The organism is Sphingobium cupriresistens, assembly GCF_004152865.1.
In the GTDB taxonomy this organism is placed as follows: Bacteria; Pseudomonadota; Alphaproteobacteria; order Sphingomonadales; family Sphingomonadaceae; genus Sphingobium; species Sphingobium cupriresistens.
Window position 1 is genome coordinate 1 of the sequence record NZ_SEOO01000020.1, and the last position, 16,222, is coordinate 16,222.

Here is a 16,222-nt window from a genome sequence, read left to right on the forward strand (position 1 = left end):
TGTCAAAGAACCGACAACTAAAGAGGGACAGCCATTCTTCCTCGAAACTGGTTCCGAGGGAGGGCGTCCCGTCCATGTTGGCGACCGTCTGGCGCAGCGCCGCAAAGGCACCGTCCCGTCCGGTGAGAGGCCCTCTAGGCCCCACCTCTGAGTCGGTCAATGACTTTTTTCAAAAAGATGTCATCTACGATATCAGGCATCCAGCGGCCCGGAAGGCGACAGCCTTAGCGAAAGCACAACGGATTGCGCGTCATGAAGAAACCGTAATGAGACGCTCATCCTATCGACTGTCGGCCTTTCCTATTAAAGCCTGCGGTTAACAGCACGATCGCGAACCCAGAGCCGGCAAACTGCTGTCGTGGCGCGCTAAAGCACGGACGGACGATGCAAATCCCACGCCAGCGAACCAAAGTGCAAAACGGCATAAACCGATCGACCGCCGCCGTGACCGGTCTGATCGGCGCACTGCTGCTGGCCCTATGGCATATCGGCTATATCGGCGACGGCGCGCTGTTCGACCTGCTCCCTGCAAAAGCCGCTTCCAGCCCGCGCCAGCCGCGGATGGTGGCGCTCTACTTGTCAGGTGACATGGGGTTCCATGCAGGGCTGGGACCGCGGATCGCTGATCGGCTGACCCGCCGGGGCATCCCCGTCGTCACCGAAAACAGCCTGCGCTTCTTTCGAACGCACCGCACGCCTGAGGAGGCCGGCGCCATGATCGCGCAGGGCCTGCGTCGCGCCATCGCCGTCGATCCCGGCGCGCGCCTGCTGTTGCTGGGCCAGTCCTTCGGCGCCGACATCATCGCCCCGTCGCTGCCTTATGTGCCGACCACGCTGCGTCGGCAGATCGTTTTTATCGGCCTGATCGCGCCCGGCGCCACCCGCCAGTGGCGCGCCTCTCCATCCGACATCCTCTCTTTCAACGAACCGAAGGAAGACGCAACCACCGCCGCCCGGCGGCTTAGCTGGGCGCCCTTGCTGTGCATCCATCGCGCGAAGGACGCGGCCAGCCTCTGTCCGACGCTGCGCCAGCCCAACGTCACCCGGCTGCGACTGCCCCGCGGCCATGCGCTCGATCACGACGCCGATGCCGTCAGCGCCGCGCTGCTGCAAGCGATCGCGCAATTGGTCGGCGGGCGCGACAATATGATGCCTTCGATCCGTGCTCCGACGCCTTCTATGGCTTTGAGCGATGGCGCGCCTATAAGGCGAGATGCGCGTCGATCCGGGCGGTGAAATGAGGACGGTCATGAGCTATAAAGTGCTGCTGGTCGAAGACGACGCCACCACCGCCGATTACATCGCCAAGGGGCTGATCGAGGAAGGCTTTACTGTCGACCGGGCGGACAATGGCCGCGACGGCCTGTTCCTGGCGACCGAGGCCGGGCATGACGCCATCATCCTGGACCGGATGCTGCCGGGCATGGACGGCATGGCGATGCTCGCCGCCCTGCGCGCGGCGAGCATCGATACCCCGGTCATCATCCTGTCGGCGCTGGCGACCGCCGATGAACGGATCAAAGGGCTGACCGGCGGGTCGGACGATTATCTGACCAAGCCCTTCGCCTTTGCCGAGCTGCTGGCGCGGCTGCGCATCATCCTGCGGCGCGGCGGCGGGGGACAGGCGCCCGAAACGCGCCTGTCCTGCGGCGACCTGGACGTCGATCTCCTCTCCCGCAAGGTGAAGCGCGGCGCGCGCGTCGTCGACCTGCAACCGCGCGAATTTCGCCTGCTCGATTATCTGCTGCGCCATCAGGATGAGGTCGTCACCCGCACCATGTTGCTGGAGGGCGTATGGGATTATCATTTCGATCCCGGCACCAACGTCATCGACGTGCATATTAGTCGGCTGCGCCGTAAGATCGACGAAGAAGGCGAACCGCCGCTGATCCACACCATCCGTGGCGCGGGTTATCGCTTGAGCGAACAAGGGTGACGATGCGTTGGCGCCAGAGCGTCATCTGGCGGTTCGCCGCGCTCGTCTTCCTCATGCAAATCGTCTGCGTGCTCGTCGCGCTCTGGGCCGTCCATCAATTCACCAGCCGGTCGGTGGACGAAGCCAGCCGCGCGGTCGCGGTGAACCTGCGCGACGATATCGCCGCCACCTATGCCGCGGCCGGCCTGCAAGCGGCCGGCGCCACGGTGCGTAGCCGCATGACGGCCGACCCGGACGGCAGTTCGATCATGCTGCTGATTGCACCGAACGGCCGGCGCATCGCCGGCAACATTCCTGGTTGGCCGACCAACGTCGGGCCGTCGGAAAACTGGCGCCGGATCGACCTGCGCCGTATTGATCAACGCACCCGCTATCCCCAGAGCATCGGCGTCGTCAGCACGCAATTTCCTGATGGCACGCGGCTGCTGACCGGCCATGTCGTGGAAAACGACCTGCGCTTCGGCAGTTATCTGGAAGCGGCGCTGATCGGCGCGATATTGCTCGCCATGCCGCTGGCGGCCGGCGCCGCCTTTTTCTCGGCGGCGATCATCCGGGGCCGGCTGCGATCGGTCATCGATACCGCCGCCGCGGTCGGCACCGGCGACATCAAACGCCGCATCCCGCTGAGCGGCAGCGGCGACATGTTCGACGCCCTGGGGGACGAGATCAATGCGATGCTGGACCGCATTACCGGGCTGGTGGATGAGATGCGGCTGGTGACCGACGGTCTGGCCCATGATCTGCGATCGCCCCTGACCCGTTTGCGCGCCGTGCTGGACAGCGCCCTGCGCCAGAGCCGGGACGAGGAATCGATCGCCGCGCTGGAAAAGGCGCTGGACGAAGGCGACACGTTGTTGCGGATGCTGGATGCCGCTTTGCTGATCAGCCGGGCCGAAGCGGGCATCGGCCGCGACAATTTTTCCGCCGTCAATGTCGCCGCGCTGCTGGACGATTTTCAGGACATGTATGACGCGCTGGCCGAGGATAAGGGCGTCACCATCAACGTCGATGCGCCGCCCGGCCTGCATATCCGGTCGCATCGGGAGATATTGGGTCAGGTTTTGTCGAACCTGATCGACAATGCGCTCAAATATGGCGGCGATCGCATCCTGCTATCCGCGTGGCGGGATGGCGCATCGATCTGCGTCGCCGTGACCGATAACGGCCCCGGCATCGCGCAGGAACAGCGGATCGAAGCGCTACGTCGTTTCGCCCGGCTGGATGCGTCGCGCCATATCAGCGGCGCTGGTCTGGGCCTGTCGCTGGCGTCGGCGGTCGCCCATCTCCATGGTGGCACGTTGACCTTGAGCGATGCGGGACCGGGGCTGCGCGTGACCCTGACCCTGCCTGCCGACCATGAGCCATCCTGAAAGCCAAGCAATCGGAGTAATGCCAGCCGGGGCCTCCGGCGCGCTACGGCAAAGTTTCCGCCGTGACACTTTACCGCAGGGCAAAGTGTCACGGGCGACAAAATGCGACTCGCGGAAAAAAGCGGATTCCCAAGCGACTCGCTCTGTGCTTGATTCACGATATGTTTCATGCGCCCGCTTTGTCCCGCATTCCCGGCGGCAGCGATCTTTCGCTGCTGCTCGACCAATTGTCCCATTGCTGCTCGCGGCCGCGATACGCCTTCATGCTGCTGACGCTGATCGCGGACGTGGCACGACCGGATGGCAGCGCCGGGCCGGAAGTGCGGGTGGGCGACGGGCGGGTCGCGCTGCGCGACTGGCTATGCGATGCGCTAACGCCGATGGGCCATCGCGATCCGCGCCGCATGGCGCTGGTGGAGCGGGTGCGCGATGAACTGCGCAAGGATGCCAGGTTATCGGGCGATACGACGGCCGACGATGTGCTGGTGCAGGAGGAGGTGCGCAATCGGGTGCGCGCGTCGGGCAAGACCAATCTCAGCCGGGCCGCGTCGGAACTGGTCAAGGCCGGACTGCTCAAGCGCCATTATCAGGGCTATCGCGTCGATCATCTCAATCGCGGGGCGCAGCGACAGGCGGTCTATACGCTCACCGGCCGCGCCCGCGTACTGATCGGCACGCGGGCCGCGCCAAGACGACCGGCCGCCCCGCCCCGGCAGGGCGACCTGTTCGCGCACTGAATGTCAGGCGCGTTCGCGCGCCGTGCGTCGGGCTTTGGCATAATTGTCGCGTCGCATCTTTTCGAAACCGATGCGCTGCTCGAAGCCGGCATCCTGCGGATAGTCGCGGAAATCGCCCAGTATCTCTTCAAACACCGTCGCCAGTTCGTCGCGAAATTCGGGATGGGGGAAGATGTGGAAACGATTCTCTCGTACTGCTTCCAACGTGCGCGCGGCGATGACGTCCGGCTCCATGCCGAACTGGTGCAACTGTTCCAGCCGCCCGACGGCCGCGCTGTCCACTGGCTTCGCACCACCGCTGAGCGCGGACGGGCGGACTTCATCGCTGGCATAGATATGGCTCTTCACCAGGCCGGGACAGAGCACGGACACGCCGATGCCATGCGGCGCCAGACTGTAGCGCAGGGATTCGCTCATGCCGCGCACCGCGAATTTGGTGGTGTTGTAAATGCCTGGCGCGCCGCCGCACAGGAAACTCGCCATCGACGCCGTATTGACGATATGGCCGCCCTGCCCCAGCGCCTTCATCCGCGGGGCGAAGGTCATCACGCCGTTGATGACGCCGTGCAGATTGACCCCCATCACCCAGTCCCAGTCGTCATAGCTGGACTCGTCGATGGTCTGGAACAGGTTGATGCCGGCATTGTTGAAGACCAGGCTGACCGGCCCAAGCGCCGCCTCCGCCCTGTCCGCAGATCGCGCGAAACCGGCGCGTGATGCGACATCGAGTTGGACAGCTATAACGCTTTGATTGTCGAGCGTCTTGATCGCGGCGGCCAGCGCATCCTCGCGAATGTCGGCGATCGCCACCTTGCATCCCTGCGCCAGCAAGGCGCGGACCAGGCCCAGGCCGATGCCATTGGCCCCACCTGTCACAAAGGCGGTTCGTCCTTCATAATCCAGCATCCCGATCTCCCTTCGCCGACTTTCTAAAGGACGTGCATTTTTCTCTCGCCATATTCGTATAGTTCACTTACAAATTCGCCAAGCCGAAATTTCATCCCTGTGAATAAAGGGAGAAGTGGAGAGGAGAAGGCTCATGGCCCTGGCATCTGCGCCGATTGCGACCGACAGTCTGTGGGAGGCAGATGGCAACGTCTCTGCCAATGCGGGCCGCTCCACGGTCCCGCACTACACCATGGGCGCCGCCTATTGGGCGTTGTTCGTCATCATCCTGGCGACCTTCGTCACCTTCTTCGAACAGGTGGTGTTCGCCATGCTAGCGGAGCGGATCAAGGCGGATTTCGGCCTGTCCGATTCGCAACTCGGCTTCCTCGCCGGTCCCGCCAGCATCATCTGCTATCTGTTCGTCGGCATCCCGCTGGCGCGCCTGGCCGACATCTTCCCGCGCAAGTTCGTGCTGGCAGGAGGATGCGCGGCGCTAGGCATCATCACTTCATTAGGCGGCATCGCGCAGAGTTTCAGCCAGTTCGTCGGCACCCGCGTCTTTCTGGCTGCAGGCGGATCGGCCCATGCGCCGTCCTCCTATTCGCTGCTGGCCGACGCCTTCCCGCCGCGCATCCTGACCCGCGCCTTCGCCCTGCTGCAATTCGGCTTCATCGGCGGCACCACACTCGGCCCGGTAATCGGAGGCATGTTGATCTCCCATGCGGTGGGCTGGCCGCCAACCCAGCATGGCGGCCTTACCATATTGGGCTGGCAATGGCTGATGATCTGGCTGGGCCTGCCAGCCCTGTTCGTCGCCCTCCTGTTCCTGACAGTCAAGGAACCGCCGCGCCAGGCGCCCGCCGCCGACTCCATCACGCCGCCCGTTCAAGCCTCGCTGGGCCGCCGCATCCTGACCTTCACCGGCTTGGACGCCGCCAGGGCGATCCGTGCCAAGCGCCGCGTCTATTATCCGCTGTTCGCCGGACTGGCGCTGAGCGCGATCGAGGTGTTCGGCCTGCAATTCTGGCGTGTCCCCTTCATGATCCGCACCTATGGCTGGAACGAGGCGCAGATCGGCGCGGTGATGGGATCGATGACCCTGGTCGCGTCGCTCACCGGCCTGCTGCTGGGCGGCATCTTCGTCGAATGGCTGGCCAAGCGCCACGCCGACGCCAATGTCCGCGCCGCGGCGATCTTCTTCGGCTGCGTGACGGTGTGCGCCATCCTCGCCCCGCTGATGCCCAACGGCTACGCCTCGCTGGGCGTCGCCAGCATTGGCGCGATGTTCGGCATCGCTGGCGCAGTACCGCAGAACGCCGCGATCCAGCGCGTCGCACCCAATGCGATGCGGGGCCAGGTGACGGCGATCTATCTGTTCATGTTCACCTTCTTCGGGGCGATGGGCAGCTTCCTGGTCGGGCTGGTGCAGGACTATATCGTCGGCGATCCCAGCCAGCTCTGGAAGTCGCTCGTGATGACCGCCGGCGTGCTGCTGCCGATCGCGACATTCTGCATGATCCGCGCCATCCGTCCCTATCGCGAGGAAGTGGAGCGACTGGCTGCGGAAGCCGTTTAATCTGTAAGTATTACATACAATGATAGGAGAGCAAATCATGTCCGACACCGACCGTATCGCCCGCCTGGAACAGAGCGTCGCCGACCTTGGCACCCGCCTGCAACGGCGCGAGGATGAACTGGACGTGCGAAAATTGCAGCATCTCTACGGCTATCTGATCGACAAATGCCTCTATAACGAAACCGCCGACCTGTTCACCGAGGATGGCGAAGTACGATTCTTCGGCGGCGTCTGGCGCGGCCAGGCGGGCATTCGCCGCCTCTATGTCGAACGCTTCCAGGCGCGCTTCACCCATGGCACCAACGGGCCGATCGACGGCTTCCTGCTCGACCATCCGCAATTGCAGGATATCGTCGACATCGACGCCGATGGCGTCACCGCTTATGCCCGCGCACGGTCGATGATGCAGGCGGGGCGGCACAAGGATTATACCGACCCGTCCAATCCCATGCTCGGCACGCGCCAATGGTGGGAGGGCGGTATCTATGAGAATACCTACAAGAAGGTGGACGGCATCTGGCGCATCCAGACCCTGAATTACATGCCGCAATGGCATGCCGATTTCGACCAGGGCTGGGCCAATACCCCGGCCGAATATGTGCCTTTCCCCAAGATCACCTATCCCGAAGATCCGACCGGCCCCGACGCGCTGATCGAGGACCATTGGTTGTGGCCGACGCACAAGATGGTGCCGTTTCACATGGTCCATCCGGTAACGGGCAAGGAAATCGTCGCCGAACGCTGGCAGGGCGATATCGACCGCGAACGGGCCGCGCGCGAAGCCGTGAGCGCCTGACCCCATGACCTATCCGGACCTTTATCTGATGATCGATGGCCAGCGGCTGTCGGGCGGCGGGCGACGGACCCACAGCGTCGTCAACCCCGCCACCGGCGAGGCGATCGCGGACCTGCCGCTGGCCGATGCGGCGGACATGGACGCGGCGCTGGCGGCGGCGCAGCGCGGCTTCCATCGTTGGCGCGATAGCACGCCCCATGAGCGGGCGGCCGTGCTGCAAGGCGCGGCCCGGCTGATGGTCGAGCGGCAGGAAGAACTGGCCCGCATCGCCACGCTGGAGCAGGGCAAGACGCTGGCCGAAGCACGCATCGAAGTGATGATGAATGTCGGCCTGTTCAACTTTTACGCCGGCGAAGTCTTTCGTCTCTACGGCCGGGCGCTGGTGCGTCCGGCCGGGCAGCGATCGACCGTTACCAAGGAGCCGGTCGGTCCGGTCGCCGCCTTCGCGCCATGGAATTTCCCGCTCGGCAATCCCGGCCGCAAGCTCGGTGCGCCGATCGCGGCGGGATGTTCGGTCATCCTGAAGGCGGCGGAGGAAACGCCTGCGTCCGCGCTGGGGGTGCTGCAATGCCTGCTCGACGCAGGGCTGCCCGGCGATGTGGCGCAGGCGGTGTTCGGGGTGCCCGACGAAGTGTCGCGCCATTTGCTCGGCTCCCCCATCATCCGCAAGATGAGCTTCACCGGCTCCACCGTCGTCGGCAAGCATCTGGCGAAATTGGCGGCGGAGGATTGCAAGCGCACGACGATGGAGCTGGGCGGCCATGGCCCGGTGCTGATCTTCGCCGATGCCGATATCGACAAGGCGCTCGATACGGTGGTGGCGGGCAAATATCGCAATGCCGGGCAGGTGTGCGTATCGCCGACGCGCTTCATCGTGGAGGCCGGCGTCCATGATCGCTTCCTTGCCGGCTTTGTCGAGCGCGCGCAAAAGGTGACGGTTGGCGACGGCGCGGCGGCCGGCAGCGTCATGGGACCGATGGCCAACGCCCGGCGTCTCGACGCGATGGACCGATTGATCGGCGACGCGGTGGCCAAGGGCGCCCGCCTAGAAACCGGCGGCGAACGGATCGGCAATGCCGGCTATTATTTCGCGCCGACCGTGCTGTCGGCCACCCCCTTGGACGCCGCCATCATGAATGAGGAGCCGTTTGGCCCCGTCGCCCTCATCAACGCCTATGCCGATGAAGCCGCGATGATCGCAGAGGCCAATCGCCTGCCCTATGGCCTGGCCGCCTATGCCTGGACCAGCGACGCCGCGCGCCAGCGGCGTGTCGCACGCGCGGTCGAGGCCGGGATGGTCGGCATCAATACAGCGATGATCGGCGGGTCGGATTCCCCCTTTGGCGGGGTCAAATGGTCGGGCCATGGCGCGGAGGACGGCCCGGAAGGGATCGACGCCTGCCTTGTCACTAAAGCCATCCACGAAGGATAAGCGATGAGCCACGCACTGAAAACGGGCGGTGACCGCGGCTATCTGCGCATCGCCACCGAAGAGGCCTTTGCCACGCGCGAACAAATCGACGCCTATCTGCGCATGGTGCGCGACGGGACGGCGGATCGGGGGATGGTGTCGCTCTGGGGCTTTTACGGCCAATCGCCATCGCAGCGCGCGACCCAGATCATTGACCGCCTCCTCGATCTGGGCGAGCAGCGACTGGCCGACATGGACGCGACCGGCATCGACGTGGCGATCCTGTCGCTGACCTCGCCGGGGGTGCAGCCGCTGCTCGACACGGATGAGGCCAAGGCGATGGTGACCCGCGCCAACGATCATCTAGCCGATCGCTGCGCCGCCCATCCCACCCGCTTCGTAGGCATGACGTCGATCGCGCCGCAAGACCCGGACTGGTCCGCCGCCGAAATCCGGCGGGGGGCGGCTGATCTGGGCTTCAAGGGGGTGATGGTCAACAGCCATACCCAGGGCGAGTATCTGGACGATCCCAAGTTCGACCCGATCTTCCGCGCGCTCGCCGATACCGGCCAGCCGCTCTACATCCATCCTTCTACCCCGCCCGACGCGATGATCGGCCCGATGCTGGACGCCGGGCTGGACGGCGCGATCTTCGGCTTTGGCGTGGAGACGGGGATGCACCTGTTGCGGCTCATCACCATCGGCATTTTCGACCGCTATCCCGATTTGCAGATCGTGGTCGGCCATATGGGAGAGGCTTTGCCCTATTGGCTGTACCGTCTCGATTATATGCATCAGGCGGGCGTGCGATCGCAGCGCTATGAGCGGATGAAGCCGCTCAACAAATCGATCCACGACTATATGCGGTCGAACGTCTGCGTTACCACCAGCGGCATGGCCTGGGAGCCGGCGATCACATTCGCGCAAAAGGTGCTGGGCGAGGATCGGGTCATGTATGCGATGGACTATCCCTATCAATATGTGGCGGACGAGGTGCGGGCGCATGACCTGCTGGACATTACGGACGGAGCGAAGCGCAAACTGATGCAGACCAATGCCGAGCGTGTGTTCAACCTGTGACCATAGCGACTCCTTCGCGCGCGACCGCTTATTATGCGCTGGCGCTGGTGGCCGGGACCAATCTCGTCAGCCTGCTCGACCGCAATATCCTCGCCATCCTCGCCCCCGCGATCAAGGCGGACCTGAAGATCGGCGACGCGGAGATGGGGCTGCTCTACGGCACCGTCTTTGCGCTCTTCTACGCGCTATTCTCGCTGCCGCTGGGGCGACTGGCGGACGGGTGGATCAGGACGAAGCTGCTGGCGATCACGATCGGCTTCTGGTCGCTCGCCACCGGCGGCGCGGCGCTGGCTACCGGCTTCTTCACGCTGATGCTCTCGCGCCTGTGCGTCGGCATTGGCGAAGCGGCGTCGCAGCCGGCGGGCACCAGCCTGACCTATGATTATTTCCCGCGGGAAAAGCGCGGGATGGTGATGGCGGTGATGGCCGCGGCGATCGCCGTCGGCCTTGGCGGATCGCTCATCATCGGCGGCATGGCCGCGCAATGGTGGGACGCGCGCTATGCGGCGGGCGCCGCGCCGCTGGGCCTCAAGGGCTGGCAATTCGCCTTTGCCGTAGCAGCGACGCCCGGCTTCCTCATCGCTTTCCTGATGAGCCGCCTGCCCGAACCGCGGCGCGGCGTCATGGACGGCATCCCGACCGCCCATGATCCCCATCCCTTCCGCGCCAGCCTGAACGTGCTGGGCGCGGTGACGCCGGGCTTTCATTGGCTCAGTCTGGCGCGCACGCGGGCGACGACGCGCGACTGGACGCTCAATATCGGGCTGCTGGCGCTGATCGTCGTCGCCATGCTGCTGGCGATCGGCTGGGCGGAAGCGTTCTCGCCGCGACCGCCGCTGCTGCTGGCCGGCATCGCGATCAGTCCGCATGTGGTGCAGTGGAGCGTGATCGGCTTCGGCGCCTTCGTCATCGCCAACCTGCTTCAGAATCTGAAAGGGCGCGATCCGGTCGCCTTCGCGCTCATCACCCGTAATCCATCGCTGCTGCTTTGCATCGCCGCCGGGGCGCTGCAAAGCGTCATCAACTATGGTGTGATGGGCTTTACGCCGTCGTTCCTCATGAAAAACTATGGCCTGTCGCCGGCCGACACCGGGCTGCAATTCGGCCTGCTGTCGGCCGCGCTGGGCGTGGTCGGGCCGCTGCTGGCCGGGCCATTGTCCGACCGGATCGGGGCGAACCGCCTGTCGCGCCGGGTGTGGGTGGCGCTGTTCGCGATGAGCGTTTCGCCGTGCCTGGCGTTATGGGTCTATCATGCGCCGGACGCCGGCGATTTCTACCTGCGCTTCACCCTCTACAGCCTGATCCTGACCATGTGGATGCCGCCGCTCTACGCCGTGTTGTTCGAACAGGTTCTGCCGCGGATGCGCGGGCTAACCGTCAGCCTCTATATCGTCGTGTCGACCATCTTCGGTCTGGGCATCGGTCCCTATGCGGTGGGGATGATCAGCGACGCGCGCGGCGGCGACCTGGGCGGGGCGATCCTGTCGATCAACTGGGTCGCCCCGCCGCTGGTGCTGATATTGCTGTTGCTGGTGTGGCGAGTGGAACAGGACCATGCCAGCCTGCTCCCCCGCGCCCGCGCGGCGGGAGAGCAAGTATAACCGCTAGGCCGCCAGCCCGATCTGGTCGGCCGTCGCCCAATTGCCGTGCAGGCCGAAGCGCAATCTTATGGGGACGCGGATTTCCGCGATCGGTCCCTTGGCGATGTCCAGCGCGTCGAACAGCAGCAGGTCGCTGCGATGCTCCTCCAGCCGGTTGCAGACCTGGACGATCCAGCCGTCGCCTTCCGCGGCATCGGGGCTACGCGGGATGAAGCAGGGCTCCTGCAACGACGACAGCGGCCCGCACCACCATTTCTGTTCTGCGCCCGTCTGATGGTCGATCAGGCCCAGCGTGTTCATCAACATGCCTGACGGACTGCCGCCCTTCAGCTCCACCGGCCTGGTCGGGTCGATCACCAGCAACCAGCCATAGCGATAGGGCAGGCCGGTCTGACGATCGTCGATCCGCGGAAATTCGCCCATCATGCTGGTCAACCGCTGCACGCTGGCGAAATCCTCGCCATTGGACGCCATGTCGACGGTCCAGCGCGTCAGGAAGCTGGCCGATTCCGGCCCGTTGAACGGCGCGCCATGGATGTCGGGGAAGAAGGGGAACATGTTGTTCTTCGCTTCGGGCGTGTCGAAATGAATTTTCGTGCCCTCCTGAAAGGCGTTCATGACATGGCTAGCGAAGCAATTGTCGCGCTTGAACCAACGTATGTCCGCCGCGGTCGCATCGGCCCGGCGCGGCAGCACGCCCAGATAGACCGGCAGCGTGGTGTCGAAGCCGAAATGCGGCAGCCCCTGCGCCAGCCGTTCCCAGTTGGACGTGCTGGGCACCACATGGAACAGCGCATAATCGGGCGTGATCGCAAAGTCGTGCATCATGGCGTAATAGGGGACTTCGAACCACAACTCCTGCTTCAGCACGCCATCGGGCGACACGACATAATAGGTCATGTCGCGCGTCAGCACCCCCTTGGCCGCATAGCCAAAGGCGATCATGTCGCCGGTCGCCGGATCGATCTTGGGATGGGCGGTGAACGTCTGGCCGGTCATCGCGCCGTCGAACCATGTATAGCCGTCCGTCTCCAGCGTCGCCGGGTCCATCACCAGCGCCGGGCTATCTTCTTTCAGCGCATAGAGTTTCCCGCCATGGATGAAGGCGGTGGTGTTGGCGGTGCCGCGTATCTTGCCCTGCACCGCCTCGTCATCGGTCAGCGGATTGCGATAAGCGCCGAACAACGCTTTACCCGCTTCCTGTTCCAGCTTCCACTTGTCGGTCTTCGCCCAGCGCTGGCGGAAATCGACCTGGCCGTCATGAAAGCGGAACATGGTGATCATGCCGTCGCCATTGAAGGCGATGTCGTCGCCCAGCCGGGGCGGGAATTGCGGGTCGGGCTGTACCCGATAGAAGGCGCCGTCCAGTTCGGGCGGCACCGCCCCGGTCATGTCCAGGTCGGCGATGTCCGCCTCGATCCGCGTGGGCGTGTTGAAACCCGTGAAGGACGGCGTGTCCGGAAAATGCGCCATGGCTGATCCTCTCCCTTTTTCTGGTTGAAGATATTGTATGTGGCACTGACATTTTTTCAAGTGCCCGGATTGACGGATCAGCACTTACTACGCACACTGTTACTATGAATACCATGAACGACATTGAACCGCTCGACCTCTTCCCCGATCCTCGCCTCAGCGGCATCGACGGACTGGTCGGTTTTCACATCCGGCTGGCCAGCGCGGCCGTCTATCAACATTTCACCGAAACCTTCAGCGACCTGGGCCTGACGCAAAAGCAGGTCGCCGTCCTCTGGCTGATTGAGGACCAGCCCGGCATCGCCCAGGCGGACATCGGCCGCCGACTGAAAATGGACCGGGCGAGCGTGATGGCGATCGTCAATCGGATGCAGGACCGCGGTTTCCTGACCCGCGGCGCGTCCGCGCAGGATCGCCGCCGCCAGACATTGAGCCTGACGGAAGGCGGCCGCGACTCGCTGGCGCAGGCGCGCCGTTGCATCGCCGAGCATGAAAATTGGCTCAAGGCGCGGTTCAGCCCGGCCGAAGCCGCGATGCTGGTCGAGCTGCTGCGCCGGGTGTATGTCTGACGTCGCGATGGGATGAAAACGCCTATTTACGCGCGGTTGGATCTTCCGCCAGATCCCATCTGTTACCCCTGATACCACCAATAGAAACAACAGCATTATTTGCCCTATCGCAATAGAGGCAAATATAGCGTCAATGTTCGTTGCGAAGCCGGTCAGGCTCTTGCATCGGATAAAATTGTATGTCTTACTAACAATCGACGCACAGCAACGTCATGAGGCGGATCACGTTCGGGCAGGACGGATCTCAAGCCGGATTAGGAGAGGGGATTACCCATGCAACACGATCTTCGTGCAATGATGTCGCGCGCCCTGTTGGCGTCAGCCTCCATCCTCGCAATCACTACACCAGCGTCGGCGCAATCAGCGGCACCGCCCGCGGCCGCCCCGCAGGCCGCCGAGCAGGAAGCCATGTCGCAAAGTTCGGTGGCGGACATCGTCGTCACCGCGCAGTTCCGCGCCCAGCGGTTGCAGGACACGCCCATCTCCATCACCGCCGTCGGCGCCGCCGAACTGGAGGCCAAGAGCCAGACCAACCTGGCGCAAATGGCCGATGCCGCACCCAACGTGTCGTTAAAGCCCCAGGGCGCGTCCTTTGGCCCGTCGATCACCGCATCGATCCGCGGCGTTGGCCAGAACGACTTCAACCCCGCCTATGAACCGGGCGTCGGCATCTACATCGACGATGTCTATTACCCCCAGCTGACCGGCGCGGTGTTCGAGCTGCTCGATCTCGACCGGGTCGAAATCCTGCGCGGACCGCAAGGCACGCTGGCCGGCCGCAATGCCGAGGGCGGCGCGATCAAACTCTATTCCAAGCGTCCGTCGGGCGATGGCGGCGGCTTTGTCGAGGTCAATTACGGCATCCGCAACCGCATCGGCATCCGCGCCGCGGCCGATTTCGGCATCACCAGCACCCTGTCGGCGCGCATCTCCGGCGTCGCCAAGCAGCAGGAAGGCTTTGTCGACCGCATCGACTATGGCTGCGCCAATCCGGGCAGCGGCATACCGTCGACCCAGCCCGCCGGTGACTGCACCATCAGCAAGCTGGGCGGCGTGGGCTATCAGGCGATCCGCGGCATCCTGTTCTGGGAACCGAGCGACAAGCTGGATGTCACCCTGATCGGCGACTACACCCGCGACGAACATACCATCGCGGGCGAAGTGCTGATCGCGACGAACCCCGTCAATTCGCCCAACACCAATCCGGCGCCCGGCGTCGTCTATGACGATCGCTTCATCTGCGGCCGCTATTGCAACTATATCGGCACCGGCCAACCCGCCGGCGTGTGGGTGCCACCGATCCCGGTCGATCCCTTCGGTGCGGCCGGCACGCCTCTTGCGGCGACCCAGGGCACCGACCGCAGCCTCTACAAGGGCTGGGGCGTGTCGGGCCAGGTCAATTATGCGCTGACCGACGCCTTCAAGCTTAGCTCCATCACCGGATATCGCACCTTCAACACTCAGTTCGATTCCGATGACGATATCTCGCCCGCCAATATCGGTTTTGGCCGCAACTATCTGGAAAACTGGAGCTTCAGCCAGGAAGTCCGGCTGAACGCGGAGCTGGGCGACAATCTCAACGCCACGGTCGGCGGCTATTATTTCAAGCAGAAATCGACCTATGACTCGCTGCAGGACATTCGCTACGTCCCGGTCTATCCGCTGCAATTCCGCCAGCCCGACCCGACCAAGGCGGAGGCCAAGGCGGCGTTCGCCCATCTGTCCTGGAAGCCGATCGACCGGCTGACCTTGAGTGGTGGCCTGCGCTACACGACGGAAAGCAAGGACCAGACCTATTATCGGCTGAACTTCGACGGGACGGTCAATGCCTTCCTCGATCCGGTCGGCGCGGCCTATGGCATCGGCTATTCGGGCGCGGACACGCTCGATTATAATGGCAATGGCAACACCACCGAAACCGTGACGGCGCTGTCGGGCCTCACCGCCCATTATAGCGCCAAGCGCTGGGACTATCGCGTCGCGGCCGACTATCGCCTGACCGACAATTTGATGGTCTATGGATCGGTGTCGACCGGCTTCAAGGGCGGCGGTTCCAACCCGCGCCCGTTCAACACGCAGCAGGTGATCGCCTTCCGCCCGGAAAAGCTGACCGCCTATGAAATCGGCTTCAAGAGCGACTTCTTCAATCGCCGGGTGCGGTTGAACGCCGCCGCCTTCATCAACGACTATATCGATATCCAGATCCCGGTTCTGACCTGCCCCGGCGCGCCTTGCGCCGCGCGGCTCAATGCCGGCGATGCGCGAGTGAAGGGGTTCGAGGCGGAACTGTCCGCCTATCCCATCGACGGCCTCGCGATTGATGCGTCGATCAGCTATCTCGACTTCAAATATATCGCCAGCAGCCTTGATCCCGCCGCCTCCTTCCCGACCAATCCGGGCGGCGTGTCGGCCAATGATCCGCCGGCATCGCCGCCCTGGAAGTTCAGCGTCGGCGCGCAATATAAGATCGATCTGGACAAGGCCGGCAGCCTGACCCCGCGTTTCGACGTCACCTATGAAGACAAGAAGTTCGGCGGCGGCGCGGTGATCAACGGCACCCGCATCCTCAATTTCGTGCCTGCCTACACGCTCGCCAATGCGCGGCTGACCTGGCAGAATGCGGACGAGGATCTCGACGTGTCGTTCGAAGTCACCAACCTCTTCGACAAATATTATTATCTCTCCGTCTTCGACCTGCGCGGCGCGGGTGCTGGCGTGCGCAAGGCGCGCCCCGGCAATCCGCGCGAATGGGCGATCACGGTGAAGAAGAAATTCTAAGCCTCCC

At 64.0% G+C, this 16,222-nt stretch carries 13 protein-coding genes; 11 read left to right on the forward strand and 2 right to left on the reverse strand.

Annotated features, from left to right (window positions below; translation table 11 throughout):
• Positions 1 to 384: 384 nt before the first annotated feature.
• From EWH12_RS12825 to EWH12_RS12840, 4 genes are all read left to right on the forward strand, one after another.
• The gene (locus EWH12_RS12825) at positions 385 to 1,236 is read left to right on the forward strand and encodes an AcvB/VirJ family lysyl-phosphatidylglycerol hydrolase (RefSeq protein ID WP_129926831.1); all 852 of its coding nucleotides are present in this window, start codon (positions 385 to 387) and stop codon (positions 1,234 to 1,236) included.
• Between the two features lie 13 nt (positions 1,237 to 1,249).
• Positions 1,250 to 1,936 carry a response regulator transcription factor gene (locus EWH12_RS12830; RefSeq protein WP_129926832.1) on the forward strand — a complete coding sequence of 229 codons (687 nt, stop codon included), beginning with the start codon at positions 1,250 to 1,252 and terminating at the stop codon, positions 1,934 to 1,936.
• A gap of 2 nt (positions 1,937 to 1,938) precedes the next feature.
• Entirely contained in the window at positions 1,939 to 3,306 is a 1,368-nt protein-coding gene (locus EWH12_RS12835) for a sensor histidine kinase (protein WP_066609205.1), read from the forward strand.
• A 161-nt stretch (positions 3,307 to 3,467) separates the two neighbouring features.
• Complete coding sequence (locus tag EWH12_RS12840; protein ID WP_066609204.1) at positions 3,468 to 4,043, forward strand: hypothetical protein; 576 nt, start codon at positions 3,468 to 3,470, stop codon at positions 4,041 to 4,043.
• A gap of 3 nt (positions 4,044 to 4,046) precedes the next feature.
• Here EWH12_RS12840 and EWH12_RS12845 read toward each other — a convergent pair whose 3' ends face one another.
• Positions 4,047 to 4,949: an SDR family NAD(P)-dependent oxidoreductase gene (locus EWH12_RS12845; protein ID WP_129926833.1), complete on the reverse strand. Its 903-nt coding sequence runs from the start codon at positions 4,947 to 4,949 to the stop codon at positions 4,047 to 4,049.
• A 133-nt stretch (positions 4,950 to 5,082) separates the two neighbouring features.
• Here EWH12_RS12845 and EWH12_RS12850 point away from each other — a divergent pair, with 133 nt between their 5' ends.
• From EWH12_RS12850 to EWH12_RS12870, 5 genes are read left to right on the forward strand one after another with little or no spacing between them, the layout of a single operon-like run.
• On the forward strand, positions 5,083 to 6,507 hold the full coding sequence (locus EWH12_RS12850; protein ID WP_129926834.1) for an MFS transporter: 1,425 nt from the start codon (positions 5,083 to 5,085) through the stop codon (positions 6,505 to 6,507).
• Between the two features lie 37 nt (positions 6,508 to 6,544).
• Complete coding sequence (locus tag EWH12_RS12855; RefSeq protein ID WP_066609201.1) at positions 6,545 to 7,303, forward strand: nuclear transport factor 2 family protein; 759 nt, start codon at positions 6,545 to 6,547, stop codon at positions 7,301 to 7,303.
• 4 nt (positions 7,304 to 7,307) lie between these two features.
• Positions 7,308 to 8,735, forward strand: a complete 1,428-nt coding sequence (locus EWH12_RS12860) for an NAD-dependent succinate-semialdehyde dehydrogenase (protein WP_129926835.1) — start codon at positions 7,308 to 7,310, stop codon at positions 8,733 to 8,735.
• Between the two features lie 3 nt (positions 8,736 to 8,738).
• Complete coding sequence (locus EWH12_RS12865; RefSeq protein ID WP_129926836.1) at positions 8,739 to 9,794, forward strand: amidohydrolase family protein; 1,056 nt, start codon at positions 8,739 to 8,741, stop codon at positions 9,792 to 9,794.
• Positions 9,791 to 11,395: an MFS transporter gene (locus EWH12_RS12870; protein ID WP_129926837.1), complete on the forward strand. Its 1,605-nt coding sequence runs from the start codon at positions 9,791 to 9,793 to the stop codon at positions 11,393 to 11,395. Before EWH12_RS12865 ends, EWH12_RS12870 begins: the two co-directional genes overlap by 4 nt.
• Before the next feature lie 3 nt (positions 11,396 to 11,398).
• Here EWH12_RS12870 and EWH12_RS12875 read toward each other — a convergent pair whose 3' ends face one another.
• The gene (locus EWH12_RS12875) at positions 11,399 to 12,868 is read right to left on the reverse strand and encodes a lignostilbene-alpha,beta-dioxygenase (RefSeq protein WP_129926838.1); all 1,470 of its coding nucleotides are present in this window, start codon (positions 12,866 to 12,868) and stop codon (positions 11,399 to 11,401) included.
• Positions 12,869 to 12,981: 113 nt separating this feature from the next.
• Between EWH12_RS12875 and EWH12_RS12880 the strand changes: the two genes are divergently transcribed.
• Entirely contained in the window at positions 12,982 to 13,437 is a 456-nt protein-coding gene (locus EWH12_RS12880; RefSeq protein ID WP_242496044.1) for a Saro_0803 family transcriptional regulator, read from the forward strand.
• A 273-nt stretch (positions 13,438 to 13,710) separates the two neighbouring features.
• Positions 13,711 to 16,215 carry a TonB-dependent receptor gene (locus EWH12_RS12885; RefSeq protein WP_242496045.1) on the forward strand — a complete coding sequence of 835 codons (2,505 nt, stop codon included), beginning with the start codon at positions 13,711 to 13,713 and terminating at the stop codon, positions 16,213 to 16,215.
• Positions 16,216 to 16,222: the final 7 nt, after the last annotated feature.

What these genes read in the sequence shown, in the direction of transcription:
- EWH12_RS12860 (WP_129926835.1), top strand. Translation starts at nt 7,308, where the DNA reads ATGACCTATCCGGACCTTTATCTGATGATCGATGGCCAGCGGCTGTCG.
- EWH12_RS12855 (WP_066609201.1), top strand. Translation starts at nt 6,545, where the DNA reads ATGTCCGACACCGACCGTATCGCCCGCCTGGAACAGAGCGTCGCCGAC.
- EWH12_RS12880 (WP_242496044.1), top strand. Translation starts at nt 12,982, where the DNA reads ATGAACGACATTGAACCGCTCGACCTCTTCCCCGATCCTCGCCTCAGC.
- EWH12_RS12850 (WP_129926834.1), top strand. Translation starts at nt 5,083, where the DNA reads ATGGCCCTGGCATCTGCGCCGATTGCGACCGACAGTCTGTGGGAGGCA.
- EWH12_RS12875 (WP_129926838.1), bottom strand. Translation starts at nt 12,868, where the DNA reads ATGGCGCATTTTCCGGACACGCCGTCCTTCACGGGTTTCAACACGCCC.
- EWH12_RS12885 (WP_242496045.1), top strand. Translation starts at nt 13,711, where the DNA reads ATGCAACACGATCTTCGTGCAATGATGTCGCGCGCCCTGTTGGCGTCA.
- EWH12_RS12835 (WP_066609205.1), top strand. Translation starts at nt 1,939, where the DNA reads ATGCGTTGGCGCCAGAGCGTCATCTGGCGGTTCGCCGCGCTCGTCTTC.
- EWH12_RS12830 (WP_129926832.1), top strand. Translation starts at nt 1,250, where the DNA reads ATGAGCTATAAAGTGCTGCTGGTCGAAGACGACGCCACCACCGCCGAT.
- EWH12_RS12865 (WP_129926836.1), top strand. Translation starts at nt 8,739, where the DNA reads ATGAGCCACGCACTGAAAACGGGCGGTGACCGCGGCTATCTGCGCATC.
- EWH12_RS12845 (WP_129926833.1), bottom strand. Translation starts at nt 4,949, where the DNA reads ATGCTGGATTATGAAGGACGAACCGCCTTTGTGACAGGTGGGGCCAAT.
- EWH12_RS12825 (WP_129926831.1), top strand. Translation starts at nt 385, where the DNA reads ATGCAAATCCCACGCCAGCGAACCAAAGTGCAAAACGGCATAAACCGA.
- EWH12_RS12840 (WP_066609204.1), top strand. Translation starts at nt 3,468, where the DNA reads ATGTTTCATGCGCCCGCTTTGTCCCGCATTCCCGGCGGCAGCGATCTT.